The sequence below is a fragment of the Nocardioides ginkgobilobae genome (genome assembly GCF_054781275.1).
In genome coordinates this window covers 106,834-124,077 of record NZ_BAAGUS010000013.1, presented here as the reverse complement: position 1 = coordinate 124,077, position 17,244 = coordinate 106,834, and the positions used below count along the sequence as shown (strand labels likewise).

General features: G+C 72.5%; 14 protein-coding genes. 8 read left to right on the top strand and 6 right to left on the bottom strand.

Annotated elements, in window-relative coordinates:
- Positions 1-215: 215 nt before the first annotated feature.
- Entirely contained in the window at positions 216-3,134 is a 2,919-nt protein-coding gene (locus tag ACYVID_RS13300) for a vitamin B12-dependent ribonucleotide reductase (protein WP_460737783.1), read from the bottom strand.
- Positions 3,135-3,305: 171 nt separating this feature from the next.
- A complete protein-coding gene (gene nrdR, locus ACYVID_RS13295) occupies positions 3,306-3,767 on the bottom strand; it encodes a transcriptional regulator NrdR (RefSeq protein ID WP_460737781.1) in 462 nt (153 codons plus the stop codon).
- Positions 3,768-4,190: 423 nt separating this feature from the next.
- On the opposite strand from nrdR, the gene ACYVID_RS13290 reads away from it, so the two are divergent.
- Positions 4,191-4,751, top strand: a complete 561-nt coding sequence (locus tag ACYVID_RS13290; protein ID WP_460737779.1) for a hypothetical protein — start codon at positions 4,191-4,193, stop codon at positions 4,749-4,751.
- Here ACYVID_RS13290 and ACYVID_RS13285 read toward each other — a convergent pair.
- Positions 4,732-5,610: a bile acid:sodium symporter family protein gene (locus tag ACYVID_RS13285; protein ID WP_460737777.1), complete on the bottom strand. Its 879-nt coding sequence runs from the start codon at positions 5,608-5,610 to the stop codon at positions 4,732-4,734. The genes ACYVID_RS13290 and ACYVID_RS13285 overlap by 20 nt on opposite strands.
- Positions 5,611-5,772: 162 nt before the next feature.
- On the opposite strand from ACYVID_RS13285, the gene ACYVID_RS13280 reads away from it, so the two are divergent.
- From ACYVID_RS13280 to ACYVID_RS13270, 3 genes are read left to right on the top strand one after another with little or no spacing between them, the layout of a single operon-like run.
- Positions 5,773-6,624, top strand: coding sequence for an ABC transporter ATP-binding protein (locus ACYVID_RS13280; RefSeq protein WP_460737775.1), 852 nt, complete (start codon positions 5,773-5,775; stop codon positions 6,622-6,624).
- 32 nt (positions 6,625-6,656) lie between these two features.
- Entirely contained in the window at positions 6,657-7,646 is a 990-nt protein-coding gene (locus ACYVID_RS13275) for an ABC transporter substrate-binding protein (RefSeq protein WP_460737773.1), read from the top strand.
- 7 nt (positions 7,647-7,653) lie between these two features.
- Positions 7,654-9,786 (top strand): iron ABC transporter permease, encoded by a 2,133-nt coding sequence (locus ACYVID_RS13270; RefSeq protein ID WP_460737771.1) that lies wholly within the window; start codon positions 7,654-7,656, stop codon positions 9,784-9,786.
- Between the two features lie 27 nt (positions 9,787-9,813).
- Here ACYVID_RS13270 and ACYVID_RS13265 read toward each other — a convergent pair whose 3' ends face one another.
- The gene (locus tag ACYVID_RS13265; RefSeq protein WP_460737769.1) at positions 9,814-10,872 is read right to left on the bottom strand and encodes an ATP-binding protein; all 1,059 of its coding nucleotides are present in this window, start codon (positions 10,870-10,872) and stop codon (positions 9,814-9,816) included.
- Between the two features lie 189 nt (positions 10,873-11,061).
- On the opposite strand from ACYVID_RS13265, the gene ACYVID_RS13260 reads away from it, so the two are divergent.
- Entirely contained in the window at positions 11,062-11,427 is a 366-nt protein-coding gene (locus ACYVID_RS13260) for a hypothetical protein (RefSeq protein WP_460737767.1), read from the top strand.
- 207 nt (positions 11,428-11,634) lie between these two features.
- Here ACYVID_RS13260 and ACYVID_RS13255 read toward each other — a convergent pair whose 3' ends face one another.
- Together ACYVID_RS13255 and ACYVID_RS13250 are read right to left on the bottom strand one after the other, a co-directional pair.
- Positions 11,635-12,009 (bottom strand): LysM peptidoglycan-binding domain-containing protein, encoded by a 375-nt coding sequence (locus tag ACYVID_RS13255; RefSeq protein WP_460737765.1) that lies wholly within the window; start codon positions 12,007-12,009, stop codon positions 11,635-11,637.
- Positions 12,010-12,242: 233 nt separating this feature from the next.
- Positions 12,243-13,028: an SDR family oxidoreductase gene (locus ACYVID_RS13250; protein WP_460737763.1), complete on the bottom strand. Its 786-nt coding sequence runs from the start codon at positions 13,026-13,028 to the stop codon at positions 12,243-12,245.
- Between the two features lie 199 nt (positions 13,029-13,227).
- Here ACYVID_RS13250 and lexA point away from each other — a divergent pair, with 199 nt between their 5' ends.
- From lexA to ACYVID_RS13235, 3 genes are all read left to right on the top strand, one after another.
- Complete coding sequence (gene lexA / locus ACYVID_RS13245) at positions 13,228-13,998, top strand: transcriptional repressor LexA (protein ID WP_300639113.1); 771 nt, start codon at positions 13,228-13,230, stop codon at positions 13,996-13,998.
- A gap of 192 nt (positions 13,999-14,190) precedes the next feature.
- The gene (locus ACYVID_RS13240) at positions 14,191-15,918 is read left to right on the top strand and encodes an alkaline phosphatase D family protein (RefSeq protein WP_460737760.1); all 1,728 of its coding nucleotides are present in this window, start codon (positions 14,191-14,193) and stop codon (positions 15,916-15,918) included.
- The gene (locus ACYVID_RS13235) at positions 15,918-17,243 is read left to right on the top strand and encodes an alkaline phosphatase family protein (protein WP_460737758.1); all 1,326 of its coding nucleotides are present in this window, start codon (positions 15,918-15,920) and stop codon (positions 17,241-17,243) included. The genes ACYVID_RS13240 and ACYVID_RS13235 overlap by 1 nt, the downstream gene beginning before the upstream one ends.
- The last annotated feature ends 1 nt before the right edge of the window (position 17,244 follow it).

Below are 17,244 nucleotides of genomic sequence, written 5' to 3'. Positions count from 1 at the left end.
GTGAGACACGAAGACCTCCGGAGTTTCGTGAGCGAGTGGATGCTTGGTCGCTTCACACCTCACCCGGAGGTCTTCGTCATCGTCCAGCAGGCACGCCGTACCTAACGTCCGTGGTCAGTACACCTAGCCCGGCCGGCCGCGACGCAGTGGCACCGGCACGACGCAAGACGGCCCCGACTCGGATCGAGTCGGGGCCGTCCTGGTGACTACTCAGGTCAGCTGCAGCCGGAGGTGCTGCCGCAGCCCTCGCAGACGTAGCAGGAGCCGGCCGGGCGCATCTTGGTGCCGCAGGTGAAGCACAGCGGGCTGTCGACCGCGGTGCCGGTCAGCTTCTCCATCAGCTCAGCGGAGGTGTGGGCCTGCTTGGCCTCGGTGGCCGGGACCTCGCGCTGGGCGGAGCCGTCGGTGTCCTTGAGGTCGACCGGAGCCTCCTCGACCACGGGGGCGACGTCGACGGTCGGGGCGGCGAGGAGCTCGCTGGCCGAGCCGGTCTCCTCAGCGGGCTCGTAGGAGCCGGTCTCGAGGTAGCGCTGGCGCTCCTCGGCCGAGTAGATGCCCAGGGCCTGGCGGGACTCGAAGGGCAGGTAGTCCAGCGCGAGGCGACGGAAGACGTAGTCCATCAGCGACTGGGCCATCCGCACGTCGGCGTCGTCGGTGAGGCCGGCGGGCTCGAAGCGAAGGTTGGTGAACTTCGAGACGTAGGTCTCCAGCGGCACGCCGTACTGCAGACCGATGCTCACCGCGATCGAGAAGGCGTCCATCACGCCGGCCAGGGTCGAGCCCTGCTTGCCGAGCTTGAGGAAGATCTCGCCGAGCTCACCGTCGTCGTGGGCACCCGAGGTCATGTAGCCCTCGGCGCCGCCGACCGTGAACGAGGTGGTGCGGGAGACCCGCGACTTCGGCAGGCGCTTGCGGGTCGGGGCGTAGACGACCTTCTCCACGACCTTCTCGACGACCTCGGCCTCGGCGGCCGCAGCCGCGTCCGCGGCGTCGGCCGCGTCCTTCTTGGCCTTGCCGCCACCGTCGGACAGCGGCTGGCCGACCTTGCAGTTGTCGCGGTAGATCGCCGTCGCCTTGAGGCCGAGCTTCCAGGACTGGAAGTAGACGTCCTCGATCTCCTCGATGGTGGCGCTCTCGGGGAGGTTGACGGTCTTGGAGATGGCACCGGAGAGGAACGGCTGGCAGGCCGCCATCATCCGCACGTGGCCCATGGGCTTGAGGGCCCGGGCACCCATGGCGGTGTCGAAGATCTCGTAGTGCTCGGTGCGCAGGCCGGGGGCGTCGACGACGTGGCCGTGCTCGGCGATGTAGTCGACGATCGCCTCGATCGACTCCGGCTGGTAGCCCAGCTTCTTCAGCGCCCGCGGGATGGTCTGGTTGACGATCTGCATCGAGCCGCCGCCGACGAGCTTCTTGAACTTCACCAGGGAGAAGTCGGGCTCGATGCCGGTGGTGTCGCAGTCCATCATGAAGCCGATGGTGCCGGTGGGCGCGAGCACCGAGGCCTGGGCGTTGCGGAAGCCGTGCTTCTCCCCCAGCGCGATGACGTCGGCCCACGCCTGGGTGGCGAGCTTGTGGGTGGCGGCGTCGTTGACGTGCAGGGTGCGCACCGAGTCGTTGGCGGCCTGGTGCTTGCGCATGACCCGCTTGTGGGCCTCGGCGTTGCGGGCGTAGCCGTTGTAGGGGCCGACCACGGAGGCGACCTCGGCGGAGCGCTTGTAGGAGACACCGGTCATCAGCGAGGTGATGGTCGCGGCCATGGAGCGACCGCCCTCGGAGTCGTAGCCCAGGCCCATGGCCATGAGCAGCGCGCCGAGGTTGGCGTAGCCGATGCCGAGCTGGCGGTAGTCGACGGTGGTCTGGCCGATCGACTCGGTCGGGAAGTCGGCGAAGCAGATGGAGATGTCCATCGCGGTGATGATGAACTCCACCGCCTTCGCGAACAGCGCCGCGTCGAAGGTGTCGTCGTCCTTGAGGAACTTCAGCAGGTTCAGCGAGGCGAGGTTGCACGAGGAGTTGTCCAGCGACATGTACTCCGAGCAGGGGTTGGACGCGGTGATGCGGCCGGTCTCGGGGTTGGTGTGCCAGTCGTTGATCGTGTCGTCGTACTGGATGCCGGGGTCGGCGCACTCCCACGCGGCGGTGGCGATCTTGCGCCACAGGTCGCGGGCGTCGACGGTCTCGATGACCTCGCCGGTCTTGCGGGCGCGCAGGCCGAACTCGGTGCCGTTCTCGACCGCGCGCATGAACTCGTCGCTGACGCGCACGGAGTTGTTGGCGTTCTGGTACTGCACCGAGGTGATGTCGTTGCCGCCGAGGTCCATGTCGAACCCGGCGTCGCGCAGGACGCGGATCTTGTCCTCCTCGCGCGCCTTGGTCTGCACGAACTCCTCGATGTCGGGGTGGTCGACGTCGAGGACGACCATCTTCGCCGCGCGGCGGGTGGCGCCACCGGACTTGATGGTGCCGGCGGAGGCGTCGGCGCCGCGCATGAAGGAGACCGGGCCGGAGGCGGTGCCACCGGAGGAGAGGAGCTCCTTGGAGGAGCGGATGCGCGAGAGGTTGAGGCCGGCGCCGGAGCCGCCCTTGAAGATGAAGCCCTCCTCCTTGTACCAGTTGAGGATCGAGTCCATCGAGTCGTCGACCGAGAGGATGAAGCAGGCCGAGACCTGCTGCGGCGACGGCGTGCCGACGTTGAACCAGACCGGGGAGTTGAAGGAGAAGTACTGGTTGACCAGCAGCCAGGTCAGCTCGTGCTCGAAGACCTCCGCGTCGGCCGGGGACGCGAAGTAGCCGTGCTCGATGCCGGCCTTGGTGTAGGTCTTCACCACGCGGTCGATGAGCTGCTTGAGGCTCCACTCGCGCACGTCGGTGCCGACGGCGCCGCGGAAGTACTTGGTGGTGACGATGGTCGAGGCGTTGACCGACCAGGTGGAGGGGAACTCCACGCCCTTCTGCTCGAAGACCGTCTCACCGGTCTTCCAGTTGGTCTGGACGACGTCGCGGCGCTCCCAGGTCAGCTCGTCGTAGGGGTGGACGCCCTCGGTGCTGAAGACACGCTCGATCGACAGGCCCTTGCCCGGCTGTGCCTCGGACTGCGCCTTCGATCCTGCGCCGCTCACCGTCTCCGTCATTGCTGCTCCTCTGTTCCCGGCTGTGGAGGGGTTGGTCATCGGGTACCCACTCTGGCCGTGGGCACCGACAGTGCTGCTCGGTCCGTCGTCGCTCTCGGCGGCGGACCAGGGGTGAGGAAGGGTTGGTGCGCCCGGCAGGCAGCTTCCCCACTACCTGCCGGGCGGTCTGTGTCAGCCCGTGGGCTGGGGGGCGGGGCCGCGCAGCATGGCGATCTCGGCCTCGAAGTCGGCCGCCGAGGAGAACTGGCGGTAGACGCTGGCGAAGCGGAGGTAGGCCACCTCGTCGAGCTGGCGCAGCGGCCCGAGGATCGCCAGGCCCACCTCGTGGGCGGGGATCTCGGCGGCCCCTGCGGTGCGCAGCGCGTCCTCGACCTCCTGGCCCAGGCAGGCCAGCTGGTCCTCGGTGACCGGGCGGCCCTTGCAGGCCTTCCGCACACCGGAGACGGCCTTCTCACGGACGAACGGCTCCGTGGCGCCGGAGCGCTTGACCACGGTCAGCTGCATGAGCTCGACGGTGGTGAAGCGCCGCTCGCACGCCGAGCAGGTACGCCGCCGGCGGATCGACCCGCCGTCCTCGGCCACCCGCGAGTCCAGGACCCGGGTGTCGGTGGCCCGGCAGTAGGGACAGTGCACGGCGGGGCTCCTTCCGGGTTCCGAGGTGGTGCGGGCGTGCTGCGGGCACGACTGGGACACCCCTGCTGGGGTGTGCAGTCGCTGTGGAGATCGGGCCCTCACCTGTGCATAACCACGGGCGAGGTGTGGGTCATCCACCCCGGCTCTGTGAACTAGATGTGGATAACTACATCCGTGTAACTACTAGATGTAGTGGGAACCGTACGCCCCCGACACCAGGCACGCAAGCGGTCGGCGACATTTGACGTCGTCCAGGTCACACCCGACGCAAAGCCGCAGGTCAGCGACCTACCGGGCTGGACGAGACCACCCCGACGGGGCGTGTCGGGAGGTCAACGCACCCCCTCCGCAGGACCCCTCCGGGGGGGGTGAGCAGGAACTGCTCATCGACCCCCACCCGGTCGGGCGAGCAGACTCCGCGCCATGCGCACCCTCCCCCACCGCACCCCCCGCACCCGCACCGCCCTGGCCGTCTCCGGCGCCCTCCTGCTCCTGCTCGGCGCCGCCGCCTGCGGCGCCGACGACGTCGCCGACCAGGCCGCCGAGTCCGCCGTCGAGCGGGCCATCGAGGACGCCGCGTCGTCCGAGGGCGTCGACGTGGACGTCGACGCCGAGGACGGCTCGGTGAGCATCGAGTCCAGCGACGGCACCTTCACCTCGGGCATGGGAGCACTGCCGCAGGGCTTCCCCGAGGACATCCCGGTCCTGGAGGGCGAGATCCTCCAGGGGGCCTCGAGCGACGGCAACGGCACGACCGGCTGGTTCGTCTCCGTCGCCGTCGCAAAGTCTGCTGACGAGGCACTCGCCGACGCCGCCGCCGCGCTCGAGGGAGCCGGCTACTCCGAGGGCGACAACTCCATGGCGATGGAGGGACTCTCGTACGTGCAGTACGTCAGCAGCGACTGGGAGGTCATCCTCGGCGCGACCGACGACGGGGAGGGCGGGACGCTGGTGTCCTACACCGTCACGCCGCCGACGAGCTGACCTCGCGGCCGGCGCCCCGGGTGATGAGGAACCCGAAGGCGGTCGCCAGGACGTACATCAGGACCGAGTAGACCGCGGCCGGGATCGCGACCTCGGTGCTGTCGAGCACCGACAGGGCGATGGTCAGCGCGACGGTGGTGTTGTGGATGCCGACCTCCATCGAGCTGGCCACGGCCTGCGGCCGGTCCAGGCGCGCCAGCCGCGCGCCGGCGTACCCCAGGCCGAGGCTCAGCACGCACAGCAGGCCGGTGACCAGGCCGACGTCGCGCAGGTAGTCGGCGAGGTTCTCCCGCTCGCCCAGCAGCGCGCCGACCGCGACCGCGACGAGCACCACGATGGAGAAGACGCGCACCGGCTTGTCGGCGCGCTCGGCGAAGGTGGTCGAGGCGCGACGCACGAGCATGCCGATCGCCACGGGCACCAGCACGATGGCGATGACCTGGAGCACCTTGCCCAGCTGCAGACCCAGCTCGCCCTCGGCGTCGAAGTACCCGATCGCCAGGTTGGTGACCAGGGGGATCGTCACCGCGGCGAGGACCGAGTTGATCGCGGTAAGGGTGATGTTGAGCGCCACGTCGCCGCGGAAGAGGTGGCTGAACAGGTTGGCCGTCGTGCCGCCCGGCGAGGCCGCCAGCAGCATCACGCCGACCGCCAGCAGCGGGTCGAGGTCGAAGGCCACGACCAGGCCGAAGGCGATGACCGGCAGCACGAGCACCTGGATGCCCAGGGCGACGAGCACCGCGCGCGGAGTGCGGGCGACGCGGCGGAAGTCGGCGACCTCCAGGGACAGTCCGAGGCCGAACATGATGATCGCCAGAGCGATCGGCAGGCCGACGCTGATCAGCGCGGAGTCGTTCATCGCGGTCTCCTCCCGGGACGGTCCGTGTGACCGGCGCCACAGCCTAGGCGCAGCGACGGCCCCTTCGGTGGCGGCCGCGCGACGTACGCCGTCGACAGCACAGGTTCCCGCCTTCCGGACCCATTAGGTGAGGCGTCCCTAAATAAGGCTAGCCTTACCTATATGAACGGTCCCGACGTCGTCGCGCCTGCCCTCCGTGGCCGCGACCTAACCCTCGGCTACCGCGGCCACGACGCCCCGGTCGTCGAGGGGGCCGACCTGGCACTGGTCCGCGGCGAGGTCACCGCACTGATCGGCCCCAACGGCAGCGGCAAGTCCACGCTGCTGCGCGCCCTGGCCCGGCTGCACCGGGTCACCGCCGGCGAGGTGCTGCTCGAGGACGCGCCCACCGCCGGCCTCTCCGGCAAGGACTTCGCGCGCCGGGTGACCCTGCTCTCCCAGTCGCGGCCCGAGCCGTCGGGCCTCACCGTGCGCGACGTGGTCGCCTTCGGCCGCCACCCCTACCGTCGCCGCTTCGGCGGCCTGGACGCCGCCGACCGCGCCGCTATCGACCACGCCATGAGCCTCACCGGCGTCGCGGGCATGGCCGAGCGCGGCGTCGACGAGCTCTCCGGCGGCGAGCTGCAGCGCGTGTGGCTGGCCACCTGCCTGGCCCAGGACACCGGCGTGCTGCTGCTCGACGAGCCCACCAACCACCTCGACCTGCGCTACCAGGTCGAGGTGCTGGACCTGGTCCGCGACCTCGCCGACGACCACGGCGTCGCGCTCGGGCTGGTCCTGCACGACCTCGACCAGGCGGCTGCCGTCGCCGACACCGTGGTGCTGCTCCACCGCGGCCGGGTGCGCGGCACCGGCGCCCCCGAGGACGTGCTGACCGGCGACCTCCTCTCCGAGGTCTACGGCCTCCCCATCCGCACCCTCCGCGACCCCGACACCGGGGTCGTGCGCTGCGAGCCCCGCGGCAGGCACCGGCAGCGACGTGCTGCCCGGGCCCTCCCCCACCCGTGCCCGTAGGCACCACGACCACCAGACAGGACACCCACCCGATGAAGCGCACGCTCCTCCCGGCCCTGGCCGCGACCTCCCTGCTCGCGCTGAGCGCCTGCGGCACCAGCCAGCCCACGACCGAGGCCAGCGGCTCCGACACATCCGAGTCCTCCGGGAGCGCCGGCCCGATCACCCTGACCGACGCCGCCGGGCGCACCGTCGAGCTCGACGCCCCCGCCGAGCGGGTCGTCGTGCTGGAGTGGCAGATGGTCGAGGACGTCCTCACCCTCGGCCTGGAGCCGGTCGGCGTCGCCGACGTCGAGGGCTACACCACCTGGAACTCCTCGATGCCCCTGGACCCCGACACCCAGGACGTCGGCAAGCGCGGCGAGCCCAACCTCGACGCGATCTACGCCACCGACCCCGACCTGGTCATCACCGAGGTCTACGGCCCCGACGACGCCGTGGTCGAGCAGCTGGAGGAGTACGACGTGCCGGTGCTCGCCACCCTGGGCGCCGACACCGAGGACCCGATCGGCCAGATGGAGAAGACCCTCGACCTGATCGCCCAGGCCACCGGCCGCGAGGACGAGGCGGACGCGGCGATGGCCGACTTCGAGGCCGCGCTCGAGGAGGGTCGCGCGGCCATCGAGGCAGCCGACCCCGAGACGACCGAGTTCGCCTTCTTCGACGCCTACGCCCAGGGCTCCACCGTCGCGGTCCGGCCCTTCGGCCAGGGCTCGTGGATCGGCGAGATCGGGGAGGCGCTCGGGCTCACCAACGTCTGGGAGGGCGAGGTCGACGCGGCGTACGGCCTGGGCTCGACCGACGTCGAGGGCCTGGCCGAGGTCGACGACGCGCTGGTCCTGCACACCGCCACCCAGTCCGAGACCTGGCTGCCGCAGCTGGCCGAGAACCGGGTGTGGACCATCGCCGACTTCGTCGAGGAGGACCGGCTGCGCGCCTTCCCCGAGGGCGTGTGGACCTTCGGCGGCCCCCGCTCCGGCGAGCAGGTCGTCGACGCCTTCGTCGCGGCCGTGACGGGCTGAGCCGACCGTGAGCCTGCTGGACCGCACCGCACCGGTCGCCGACCGGCGCACCGAGGACCCCGCCGCCGCCCTCCCTGGCGGCGGCGGGGTCCTCGGCGCGGTCGCGGCCCTGCTGCTCACCACCGCCGCCCTGGTCGTCGTCACCGGCTGGCACCTCACGCAAGGCACCTCCGGCCTCGGCGCCGGCGACCTGCTGGGGGCCCTGCTGGGGCGCGAGCCCTCCGGCGCCAGCGCGTCCTCGGCGTACGACGTCCTCGTCTCCTCCCGGCTGCCGCGGGCCCTCGCGGGCATCGTCGTCGGGGTCGCGCTGGGCGCGGCGGGCGCGATGTTCGCCTCGCTGGCACGCAACGCGCTCGCCTCCCCCGACACGCTCGCCGTCAACGCGGGCGCGTACTTCGCCGCGACCCTCGTCGCGGCCCTCGGCATCCAGCTGCCCTACGTCGGCGACGGGATGGTCACCTTCGCCGGTGGCCTGGCGGCGGCCGGGTTGGTCCTGCTGCTGGCCGGCGGCGGAGCGGCCTCCACGACCCGGTTGGTGCTGGCAGGCTCGGCGGTCGCCCTGGCGCTGGGCTCCGCGGTCGGCGCCCTGCTGCTGCTCTTCGCCCAGGAGACCACCGGCCTCTTCGCCTGGGGCAACGGCACCCTGACCCAGCTCAACCTCGGCGGGGTGACCCGGATGGGCCCCGTCGTCGCGGCCTGCCTGGTGGCAGCGCTGCTGCTCGCGCGGCGCATGGACCTGCTGGCGCTCGGCGACGACACCGCTCGCGTCCTGGGAGTGCCGGTGCGCAGCACCCGGGTCACCGGGTTCGTGCTCGCGGTGGCGCTCTGCGCGGCCGCGGTCCACCTCGCCGGCCCGCTGGCCTTCATCGGGCTGTGCGCTCCGGCGGCCGTGCGGCTGCTCTCGCGGCGCCTGCCCTCGATCTCCCGGCACCTCGTGCTCGTGCCGCTCTCGGGTCTGGTCGGGGCGCTGCTCGTGCTGCTCGCCGACGCGACCCTGCGGGCCCTGCTCTCCCCCGAGACCGCCCTGGCCGTCCCCACCGGGGTCACCACGACGCTGCTCGGGGCGGTCGTGCTGGTGCTGCTCGCCCGCCGAGCCCGCGACGCCGGGCCCACCCGCCGGCCGGCGTCGGCCCGTCCGGGCCGCCACCACTCCCGGCTGCGGTACGCCGTGGTCTGCACCGTCCTGGTCGCCGCGACCCTCGGCGCGGCGCTGCTGGGACTCATGGCCGGCTACACCTGGCTGCTCACCGGCGACCTGCTCAACTGGGCGCGCGGTGTCGCGGTGCCGGTGGTGGAGTTCGCGATGGACGAGCGCGCGCCGCGCGTGGTCGCCGCGCTCGGCGGCGGGGCCGCCCTCGCGCTGGCCGGGACCGTCGTGCAGGCGGTCTGCCGCAACCCGCTGGCCGAACCCGGGATCCTCGGCATCACCGGCGGCGCCGGTCTCGGTGCGGTCGTGGTCGTCACCTCCGCGGGCGCGACCGTGGCCGTCTCGAGCCTGTCGATCGCCGTCGGCTCCACCGTCGGCGCGCTCGTCGCCTTCGCCCTGGTCTACGCGCTCACCTGGCGCGGCGGCCTGGACTCCGACCGCCTGGTGCTGGTCGGCATCGGCGTCGCCGCCGGCGCCCAGGCGCTGACGGCCTTCCTGCTCCTGCGCTCCGACCCGTGGAACACCCCGCGCATCTTCACCTGGCTCAGCGGCTCGACCTACGACCGCGAGTGGGCCCAGGTGCTGCCCGTCCTGGTGCTGCTGGCGGTCTCGCTGCCCCTGGCATGGATGGCGCACCGCGAGCTGGACCTGGTCGCGCTCGACGACGAGACACCGCGCCTGGCCGGCATCGACCTCGAGCGGCTGCGCCTGGTCGCCCTCCTCGCCGCAGCCCTCCTCACCGCCGCGGCGGTCGCCGCCGTCGGTGTCGTCGCCTTCGTCGGACTGGTCGCGCCGCACGCCGCCCGCGCCCTCGTCTCCGGCCGGCACCTGCGGGTCCTGCCGGTCGCCACGCTGCTCGGCGCCCTGCTGCTCTCGCTCGCCGACACGCTCGGACGCAGCGTCATCGCCCCGGCCCAGGTGCCTGCCGGGCTGGTGGTGGCGGCCATCGGTGCGCCGTACTTCCTCTGGCTCCTCCACCGCTCGCGGGCGTGAGGGGCGGCGAGCGGGGACAGTCCGCCGCTACGCCGGGTCGTCCGGCTGCTCGCCCCGCTCCTGGTCCCACTCCTCGGCGAGGTCGTCGGCGCGGCGGTCGAGATCGAGGGCGAACCACACCGTCGTGCCACCCGCGTCGCGCTCGGAGCCCCAGCGGTCGGTGAGCGCCTCGACCAGCATGAGGCCGCGGCCGTAGACCGCGAGCGGGTCCTCCTCGCGCGTCGGCTCGACCACCTCGCCCTGACCGCCCCGGTCGCGCACCAGGACGGTCAGCACCCCCTCGAGCAGCGAGAGCCGCACGTCGGCGACGGTGTGCGCGTGGTTGACGGCGTTGGTCACGACCTCCGAGAGGCACAGCTGCGCGGTCTCGACGATCTCCTCGCCGACGCCCCAGGTCTGCAGCTCCTCGCTGAGGAAGGCCCGTGCCCGGCGGGGCGCGGTCGGCTCGGGCGGCAGCCGCAGGCTCGCGGTGCGGGCACCCGGCTCCGCGGCCGCCTCCGTCTCGGCGAGCTCCTCGGCCAGGTCCCGCGAACGACGCGAGCGCGCGTCGGCGATGGCATCGGCCGTACGCCGGGCCGCCGCCTCGAGGAGGTCCGGACCCGCCGAGCCACGGTCGGGGGTCGTCTCCAGGACGACCAGCAGCCCACCGATCGGCGACCCGGTGCCGGGCAGCGGGACCACCGCGAGCACGGACCCACCGCGCTCGCGCTCCTGCTCGACCAGCCAGGGCCACCGCTCCTCGAGCGTGGAGAGCTCGGCATGGATGGCCTGTCCGGTGCGCACCACGTCGGTGAGCGGCACGTCGTCGTAGGCGTCGATGTGGCACCACTCGGGCTGGTGCGGCACCGGGTCACCCGCGTCCGGCCCGGAGGTGAAGCGCAACCGGCGTCCCCCGCCCTCGGTGAGCGCCAGCCCGACCCGGCACACCCCGGGCAGCAGGGCGAGGTCCGCCAGGACCGCGTGGGCGATCTCGTCGACGTCGCCGGCGCCGCTCGCCTCGAGGAGCGCCGACTCCAGGCGCGCGAGTGCGCCCGACGGCGCGCCCTGGCCCTGCGCCGCCGGATCGACCTGCCCCTGGTCCGGCATGACCCCGAATGTAGCGAGCGCCCCCCCCACCCGGTCAGGGACCGAGGTCCCGTGCCGACCGGCCAAGAGACACCCGCGTGAGGATCCGTGACGGTGCAGGGGTGGGTGTGGCGGACGTCGACCACAGGGCACCGCGGCACCCCGGCGGTTCGACCCGGCCGGGCGGCGCCGGTCGGGAACAATGGCACGGTGGCCGGGAGTGCGGGGAGCAGTGCGGGGAAGCGGGCCGGGTCGCGGCGCGGCCCGCGCCGGCGCTCTCGACACTCTCCACGGCTGCTGCTCCTGACCGGCGGCATCACAGCCCTGGTGGTCGCCTGGGGCTACCTCGTCTGGGCCGCCATCGACTTCGGTGCCGCTGCCCGGGCCGGTGAGCAGGTCGCCTGGGCGTTCCTGGCGCTGGCCTCGCTCGGTGCGGTGGCCTGCCTCTTCGCCGGGCTGATGCTGGGTGTGCGGCTGCTGCGGATGCTCGGCGTCCTGTCGCCGCAGGCACTGGGCGAGCCGGTCGACCCCGATCGAGCGCCGAAGCCGAAGGGCGGCAAGCGCGCCGCGCGCTAGCGACGAGCACCGGGCACGGGACCCTGGCATGCGGCCTGGCGGAGACCACCGAGGGGCGGGCCCGGGTGGGCCCGCCCCTCGTCTTCCCCGTGGTTTCGCCGGCCGGGGTCGAGGCGACCGGCGAAGTCTGTGTCGTGCTGTGGGTCTCGTGGCTCGCTGCGCTCGCACCTCGACCAGCGGTGGTGCTGCGCCCGCGGTCCCGCGGGCTCAGTCGGCCGCGGGCACCAGCAGTCGCTGGCCGGCGACGAGCATCCCGCCGTCGAGGTTGTTGAGCTCCTGGATCGTGCTGATCATGGCGCGCACGTCGCCGTCGTCGGTGCGGGCCGCGGCGATGTCCCACAGGGTCACGCCGCTGCCCACGACGATGACGTCGGTCGGGACCGGCTCGCCCTTCTCCGCGGTCGCTACCGAGACACCGGCGAACGCCACCGCGACGGCCACCGCCACCAGCAGACCGACCAGGAAGACCACGAGCCGGCCGCGACGGGTCAGCCGCAGCTCACCGCGACGGCCGTCGGCGTACGTCGCGGGGCGGGAGGTGCGGGTCGGGGCTGCTGCTGCGGGAAGGACCATGGTGCTCATCGGGATCTCCTGGGGAAGGCGGAGTGGGCTGCGCACCGATGTCTACTGACGGCCACCGACAGTCCCGGTGTGGCGCCGGTCAGGGAGGACCGGCGACGACTCCGGAGCTGCGGCTCGACCACCAGTTCGATCGAACACGTGTACGAGACTAGATCAGGTGTTCGAACGAGATCAAGGGGTTGGGCGAACAGATGTTCGACCTCATCCCTGCGGGCGAGCCCGCCCCACCCGGGTCAGCGCGTGCGCAACGACCGGCGCCCCTGCGCGGCGAAGAGCGCCGTGCCGCGGGCCGCGAGGCCCGGCGCGAGGGAGACGGAGCGCATGAGCGCACCACGCCACACGGGCACCGTGCGCACGACCCGGTCGGACCCGACCATCCCCACGGCGACCTCGGCGATCTCCTCGACCGTGAGGATGCGTCCGCCGGAGTGGACCAGGGCGGCACCCAGACCCTCGGGGTCCTGGGCGTCGAGCATCGCGGTCCGCACGCCGTCGGGGCAGACCGCGTGCACGCGCACCGAGCGCGGCGTCTCGGCAGCCACGGACATGCTGGCCGAGACCGCGGCCGCCTTCGTGGCGGCGTACACGCTGTAGCCCGGCACGGGGCCCAGTCCGGACAGCGAGGCAATGTTGACGATGTCGCCCCCGGCGGGGCCGAAGCCGTCGAGAGCCGCGCGCATCCCCCAGAGCACCCCGAGGACGTTGACCTCGACCACCCGGCGCACCTGCTCCTCGGACAGCTCCGAGAGCCGGCCGTCGTCACCGACGCCCGCGTTGTTGAACCACGCCGCGAGCCGGCCGTGACCGGCGGCCACCTCGGCCGCGTGCCGGTGGGCAGCGGGGTCCCGGACGTCGTGCGCGAGCCCCGCGACCGCACCGATCTCGTCCGCGGTGGTCGCGGCTCCCGCGCCGTCGACATCGGTCACCACCACCGACCACCCCTCGCGCACCAGGCGCTCGGCGATGCCCCGCCCGATCCCGCGGGCCCCTCCGGTCACGACGGCGCTGCGCTCGTTCACCCCCGCAGTCTCCCGTACGTCGGCGCGCGCGACGCCGCTCGTCCCAGCCCCCGGTCGCACGCCCCTCCGGCGACCGGCGCGACACGCCGGTTCGAACACATGTTTGATCGTTGTCGGTCCCGGGGCCTAGCGTGACCCCACTGGGTCCGACCCCTCGGACCCACCTGCGCCCGCACCCGCGCCACCCCCTGGAGGACCCATGGCCACCAGCCACGACGACCCGGCCACCGGCAGCACCGACACCCCGGGCACGCCCGGCACCCCGGGCGCGGTCACCACGCTGCCCGACGGGCCGCCCGACGCCAGCGGTCTGACCGCCCGGCAGACCAAGGTGCTGGAGACCATCCGCGACGCCGTCGCGCTGCGGGGCTACCCGCCCAGCATGCGCGAGATCGGCCAGGCCGTCGGCCTCACCAGCACCTCCTCGGTGGCCCACCAGCTCAAGGTGCTCGAGGAGAAGGGGTTCATCAAGCGCGACGGCAGCCGCCCCCGCGCGCTTGAGGTGTTCCTGCCCGAGTCGATGGCCGCCCGCCGATCGATCTCCTCGGCCGACGACACCGGCATCGACGAGACCGGGGTCGGCGACTCGCTGCCCGCCGCCTCCTACGTCCCGGTCCTGGGCCGGATCGCCGCGGGCGCGCCGATCCTCGCCGAGGAGCAGGTCGAGGACGTCTTCCCGCTGCCCAAGCAGCTCGTCGGCGACGGCCAGCTCTTCCTGCTGGAGGTGCGAGGCGAGTCGATGATCGACGCCGCGATCTGCGACGGGGACTACGTCGTGATCCGCCAGGCGCAGACCGCCGACAGCGGCCAGATGGTGGCGGCCATGATCGACGGCGAGGCCACGGTCAAGACGCTCTCGCGCAAGAACGGCCAGGTCTGGCTGCTCCCCCACAACGACGCCTTCGACCCGATCGACGGCACGCACGCCACGATCCTCGGCATCGTCACGGCGGTGCTGCGCAAGGTCTGAGGGTCTCGACGCCCGCTCGCCGGCGCGTGTCCGAGGGGTGAACGGACGGTGCTCACATCACGGAACCCATGACGTAGCCAGCCGGGTGTCGTTGGATGAGGCGTGATCTCGATCCAGCACTCCCCCGGGCAACCCGAGCACGCGTCGAGCGAGCCGGCACGACAGGGTCAGGCCCTCCCCCGACGTACGGTCTTGGCCACCGGAGCCGTCGCCGCCACCGCGGTGACCGCTGCGGGTGCCGCGCTCGCGAGCAGCCCGGCCCGCGCGGCCGACGGCACCGCGGACCGGGCCGGCGACACGTTCACGCTGGGGAAGCGTGAGCACCGGGTCTTCCAGCACGGCGTCGCCTCCGGCGACCCGCTCCCCGAGGCCGTCCTGCTCTGGACCCGCGTCACGCCCACTCCCGAGGCGACGCCGGGCTCGGGCAGGGGCGGGCCGGTCACCGTGCGGTGGGAGGTCGCCCGCGACGCACGGTTCCGGAAGGTCGTGAGCAGCGGACGCTTCCGCACCAGCGCCGCCCGCGACCACACGGTCAAGCTGGACGCGAAGGGCCTGCGGCCGGAGACCGAGTACTTCTACCGGTTCAGCGCGCTGGGCCAGCGCAGCCCCATCGGTCGGCTGCGCACCGCTCCGGGCGAGCGGGCCACCCCCGACAACCTGCGTCTCGGCGTGGTCTCCTGCGCCAACCTCGAGGCCGGCTTCTTCAGCGCCTACCGCGGTCTCGCCGAGCGCGACGACCTGCACGCGGTGCTGCACCTGGGCGACTACCTCTACGAGTACCCCACCGGCGACTACGGGCTGGGCCCGGACAACGTCGTCGTGCGTCCCCACGACCCGCCCACCGAGATGGTCAGCCTCGAGGACTACCGCCGCCGGCACGCCAACTACAAGAGCGACCCCGACCTGCAGGCGCTGCACGCCCGCTACTCCTGGATCGTGACCTGGGACGACCACGAGGTCACCAACGACCAGTGGAAGGCCGGCGCGGAGAACCACCAGCCGGGCCCTGCCTCCGAAGGAGGAGAGGGCGACTACAAGGTGCGGCGCGCCCGCGCCCACCGCGCGTACGACGAGTGGATGCCGGTCCGGATGGACGGCACCGCGCGGCTCGACGACGGCGCCCGGCTCTACCGGCGCCTGCGCTTCGGCGACCTGGCCGAGATCTCGATGCTCGACCTGCGCACCTACCGCGACGAGCAGGTCGCGACCGCCCTCCCGACCCCCGTGCCTGCCCTCGAGGCCGAGGTGAGCGACCCCGAGCGCACCATCACCGGTACGCGGCAGATGGAGTGGCTCAAGGACGCCCTGAGCCGCGGCAACCGCACCGCGCAGTGGAAGGTCATCGGCAACCCGGTGATGATCGCGCCGGTCACCTTCGCCGACCTGCCCAACCAGCTGCTCGACCCGATCAGCGACGTGACCGGTCTGCTCCCGAAGGACGGGCTGCCCTACAACGTCGACCAGTGGGACGGCTACACCGCCGACCGGCGCGAGGTGCTGGGCCACATCCGCGACAAGCAGGTCAAGGACGTGCTGTTCGTGACCGGTGACATCCACTCGGGGTGGGCGTGCGAGCTGCCGCTGGACACCTCCACGGTGCCGGTGGTCGGCGACTCCTACGGGGTGGAGTTCGTCTGCGCCTCGGTGACCTCCAACAACCTCAAGGACATCACCGGGGCCCCGCAGGCCTCGCCGCTGGTGGAGACCACGATCCTGGCCAACAACCGGCACATCAAGTACCTCGACTTCGACTCCCACGGGTTCTCCGTGCTGGACATCACCGCCGAGCGCGCCCAGATGGACTGGTACGTCATCGGCGACCGGGCGGTCGCCGACACCCCGATCACCTGGTCGGTGAGCTACGAGACCCGCGCCGGCACCGGCCGGGTCACCCCCGTCGACGCCCCCCTGGAGGCCTGATGTGCGGCTGCGGTGACGTCCAGCACGGTCCGGCGACCCGCGAGCGCCGGCTCGCGGAGCTGCGCGCCTCCCGACGTACGGTCCTGACCGCCGCGTCCGGGTTGGCCTTCTCCTCGGCGCTGGCCGCCGGCACCGCTCCGGCCGCCGCCGCGGGCCGGAGGTCGGCCGGGGACGCCGCGGACCTGCGCTGCTACGTGCTCGTCGTCGACGGCTGCCGCCCCGACGAGATCGACAGCGGGCTCACACCCAACCTGCTCGCGCTGCGCGAGGAGGGCATGTGGTGGCCCCGCGCGACCTCGATGCCGGTGATGGAGACCATCCCCAACCACGTGATGATGATGACCGGCGTGCGCCCCGACCGCTCCGGCGTGCCGGCCAACTCCTTCTTCGACCGCGAGCTCGGCGAGATCCGCGAGATGGACCAGCCGAGCGACATCAAGGTGCCGACCGTCATCGAGCGGCTCAACCGCCGCGGCCTGACCACCGGCACGGTGCTCAGCAAGGAGTACCTCGTCGGCATCTTCGGCGAGCGGGCTACCCACCGATGGGAGCCCGAGCTCTACATCCCCATCTCCGAGCACGCCCCGGACCTGCTCACCTACAACGCGCTCACCTCGATGGTCGACGAGCTCGACCCGAACCTGGTGTTCGTGAACCTCGGCGACATCGACCGCTGGGGACACACCGACCTCACCGGCACCACGCTCCAGGTCATGCGCCGGGCCGCGCTGCTGCAGACCGACACCCTCGTCGGCCAGTTCATCGACTCGCTGAGGTCCAGCGGTCGGTGGGAGAGGTCGATCGTCATCGTCCTGGCCGACCACTCGATGGACTGGTCGATCCCGACCAACGTCGTGTCACTGCAGTCCGCGATGGACGCCGACCCCCTGCTGGCCGGCAACGTCGTCATCGCCGACAACGGCGGCGCCGACCTCGTCTACTGGACCGGGCCGGGCAACCGTCTCGACCGGGCCGTGCGGCGCATCCAGGAGATCGCCGAGGCCACCCCCGGCGTCCTCAAGGCCTGGGACCGACGTACCCCGTGGCTGCGGCTGGGGCCGGAGTCCGGCGACGTCGTGGTCTTCTGCCAGGCCGGGTGGCGCTTCTCCGACCCCGACCCGGTCACGAACAACCCGATCCCCGGCAACCACGGACACCCCGCCACCCGGGCCATCCCGTTCTTCATCGGTGGCGGGCACCCGGTCGTCGAGCCCGGCAAGGTCTCGCCCAAGCACGCCCGCACCGTCGACGTCGCACCCACGATCGCGGACTTCTTCGGGCTCCCGGTCGGCAGGCGGAGGTACGACGGGAAGTCGCGTCTCTGAG

Bases quoted from the DNA above. Each gene is read 5' to 3' on its own strand.
- ACYVID_RS13280 (WP_460737775.1), top strand. From the start codon at position 5,773: ATGAACGGTCCCGACGTCGTCGCGCCTGCCCTCCGTGGCCGCGACCTA.
- ACYVID_RS13255 (WP_460737765.1), bottom strand. From the start codon at position 12,009: ATGAGCACCATGGTCCTTCCCGCAGCAGCAGCCCCGACCCGCACCTCC.
- ACYVID_RS13275 (WP_460737773.1), top strand. From the start codon at position 6,657: ATGAAGCGCACGCTCCTCCCGGCCCTGGCCGCGACCTCCCTGCTCGCG.
- ACYVID_RS13290 (WP_460737779.1), top strand. From the start codon at position 4,191: ATGCGCACCCTCCCCCACCGCACCCCCCGCACCCGCACCGCCCTGGCC.
- ACYVID_RS13300 (WP_460737783.1), bottom strand. From the start codon at position 3,134: ATGACGGAGACGGTGAGCGGCGCAGGATCGAAGGCGCAGTCCGAGGCA.
- lexA (WP_300639113.1), top strand. From the start codon at position 13,228: ATGGCCACCAGCCACGACGACCCGGCCACCGGCAGCACCGACACCCCG.
- ACYVID_RS13285 (WP_460737777.1), bottom strand. From the start codon at position 5,610: ATGAACGACTCCGCGCTGATCAGCGTCGGCCTGCCGATCGCTCTGGCG.
- ACYVID_RS13235 (WP_460737758.1), top strand. From the start codon at position 15,918: ATGTGCGGCTGCGGTGACGTCCAGCACGGTCCGGCGACCCGCGAGCGC.
- ACYVID_RS13265 (WP_460737769.1), bottom strand. From the start codon at position 10,872: ATGCCGGACCAGGGGCAGGTCGATCCGGCGGCGCAGGGCCAGGGCGCG.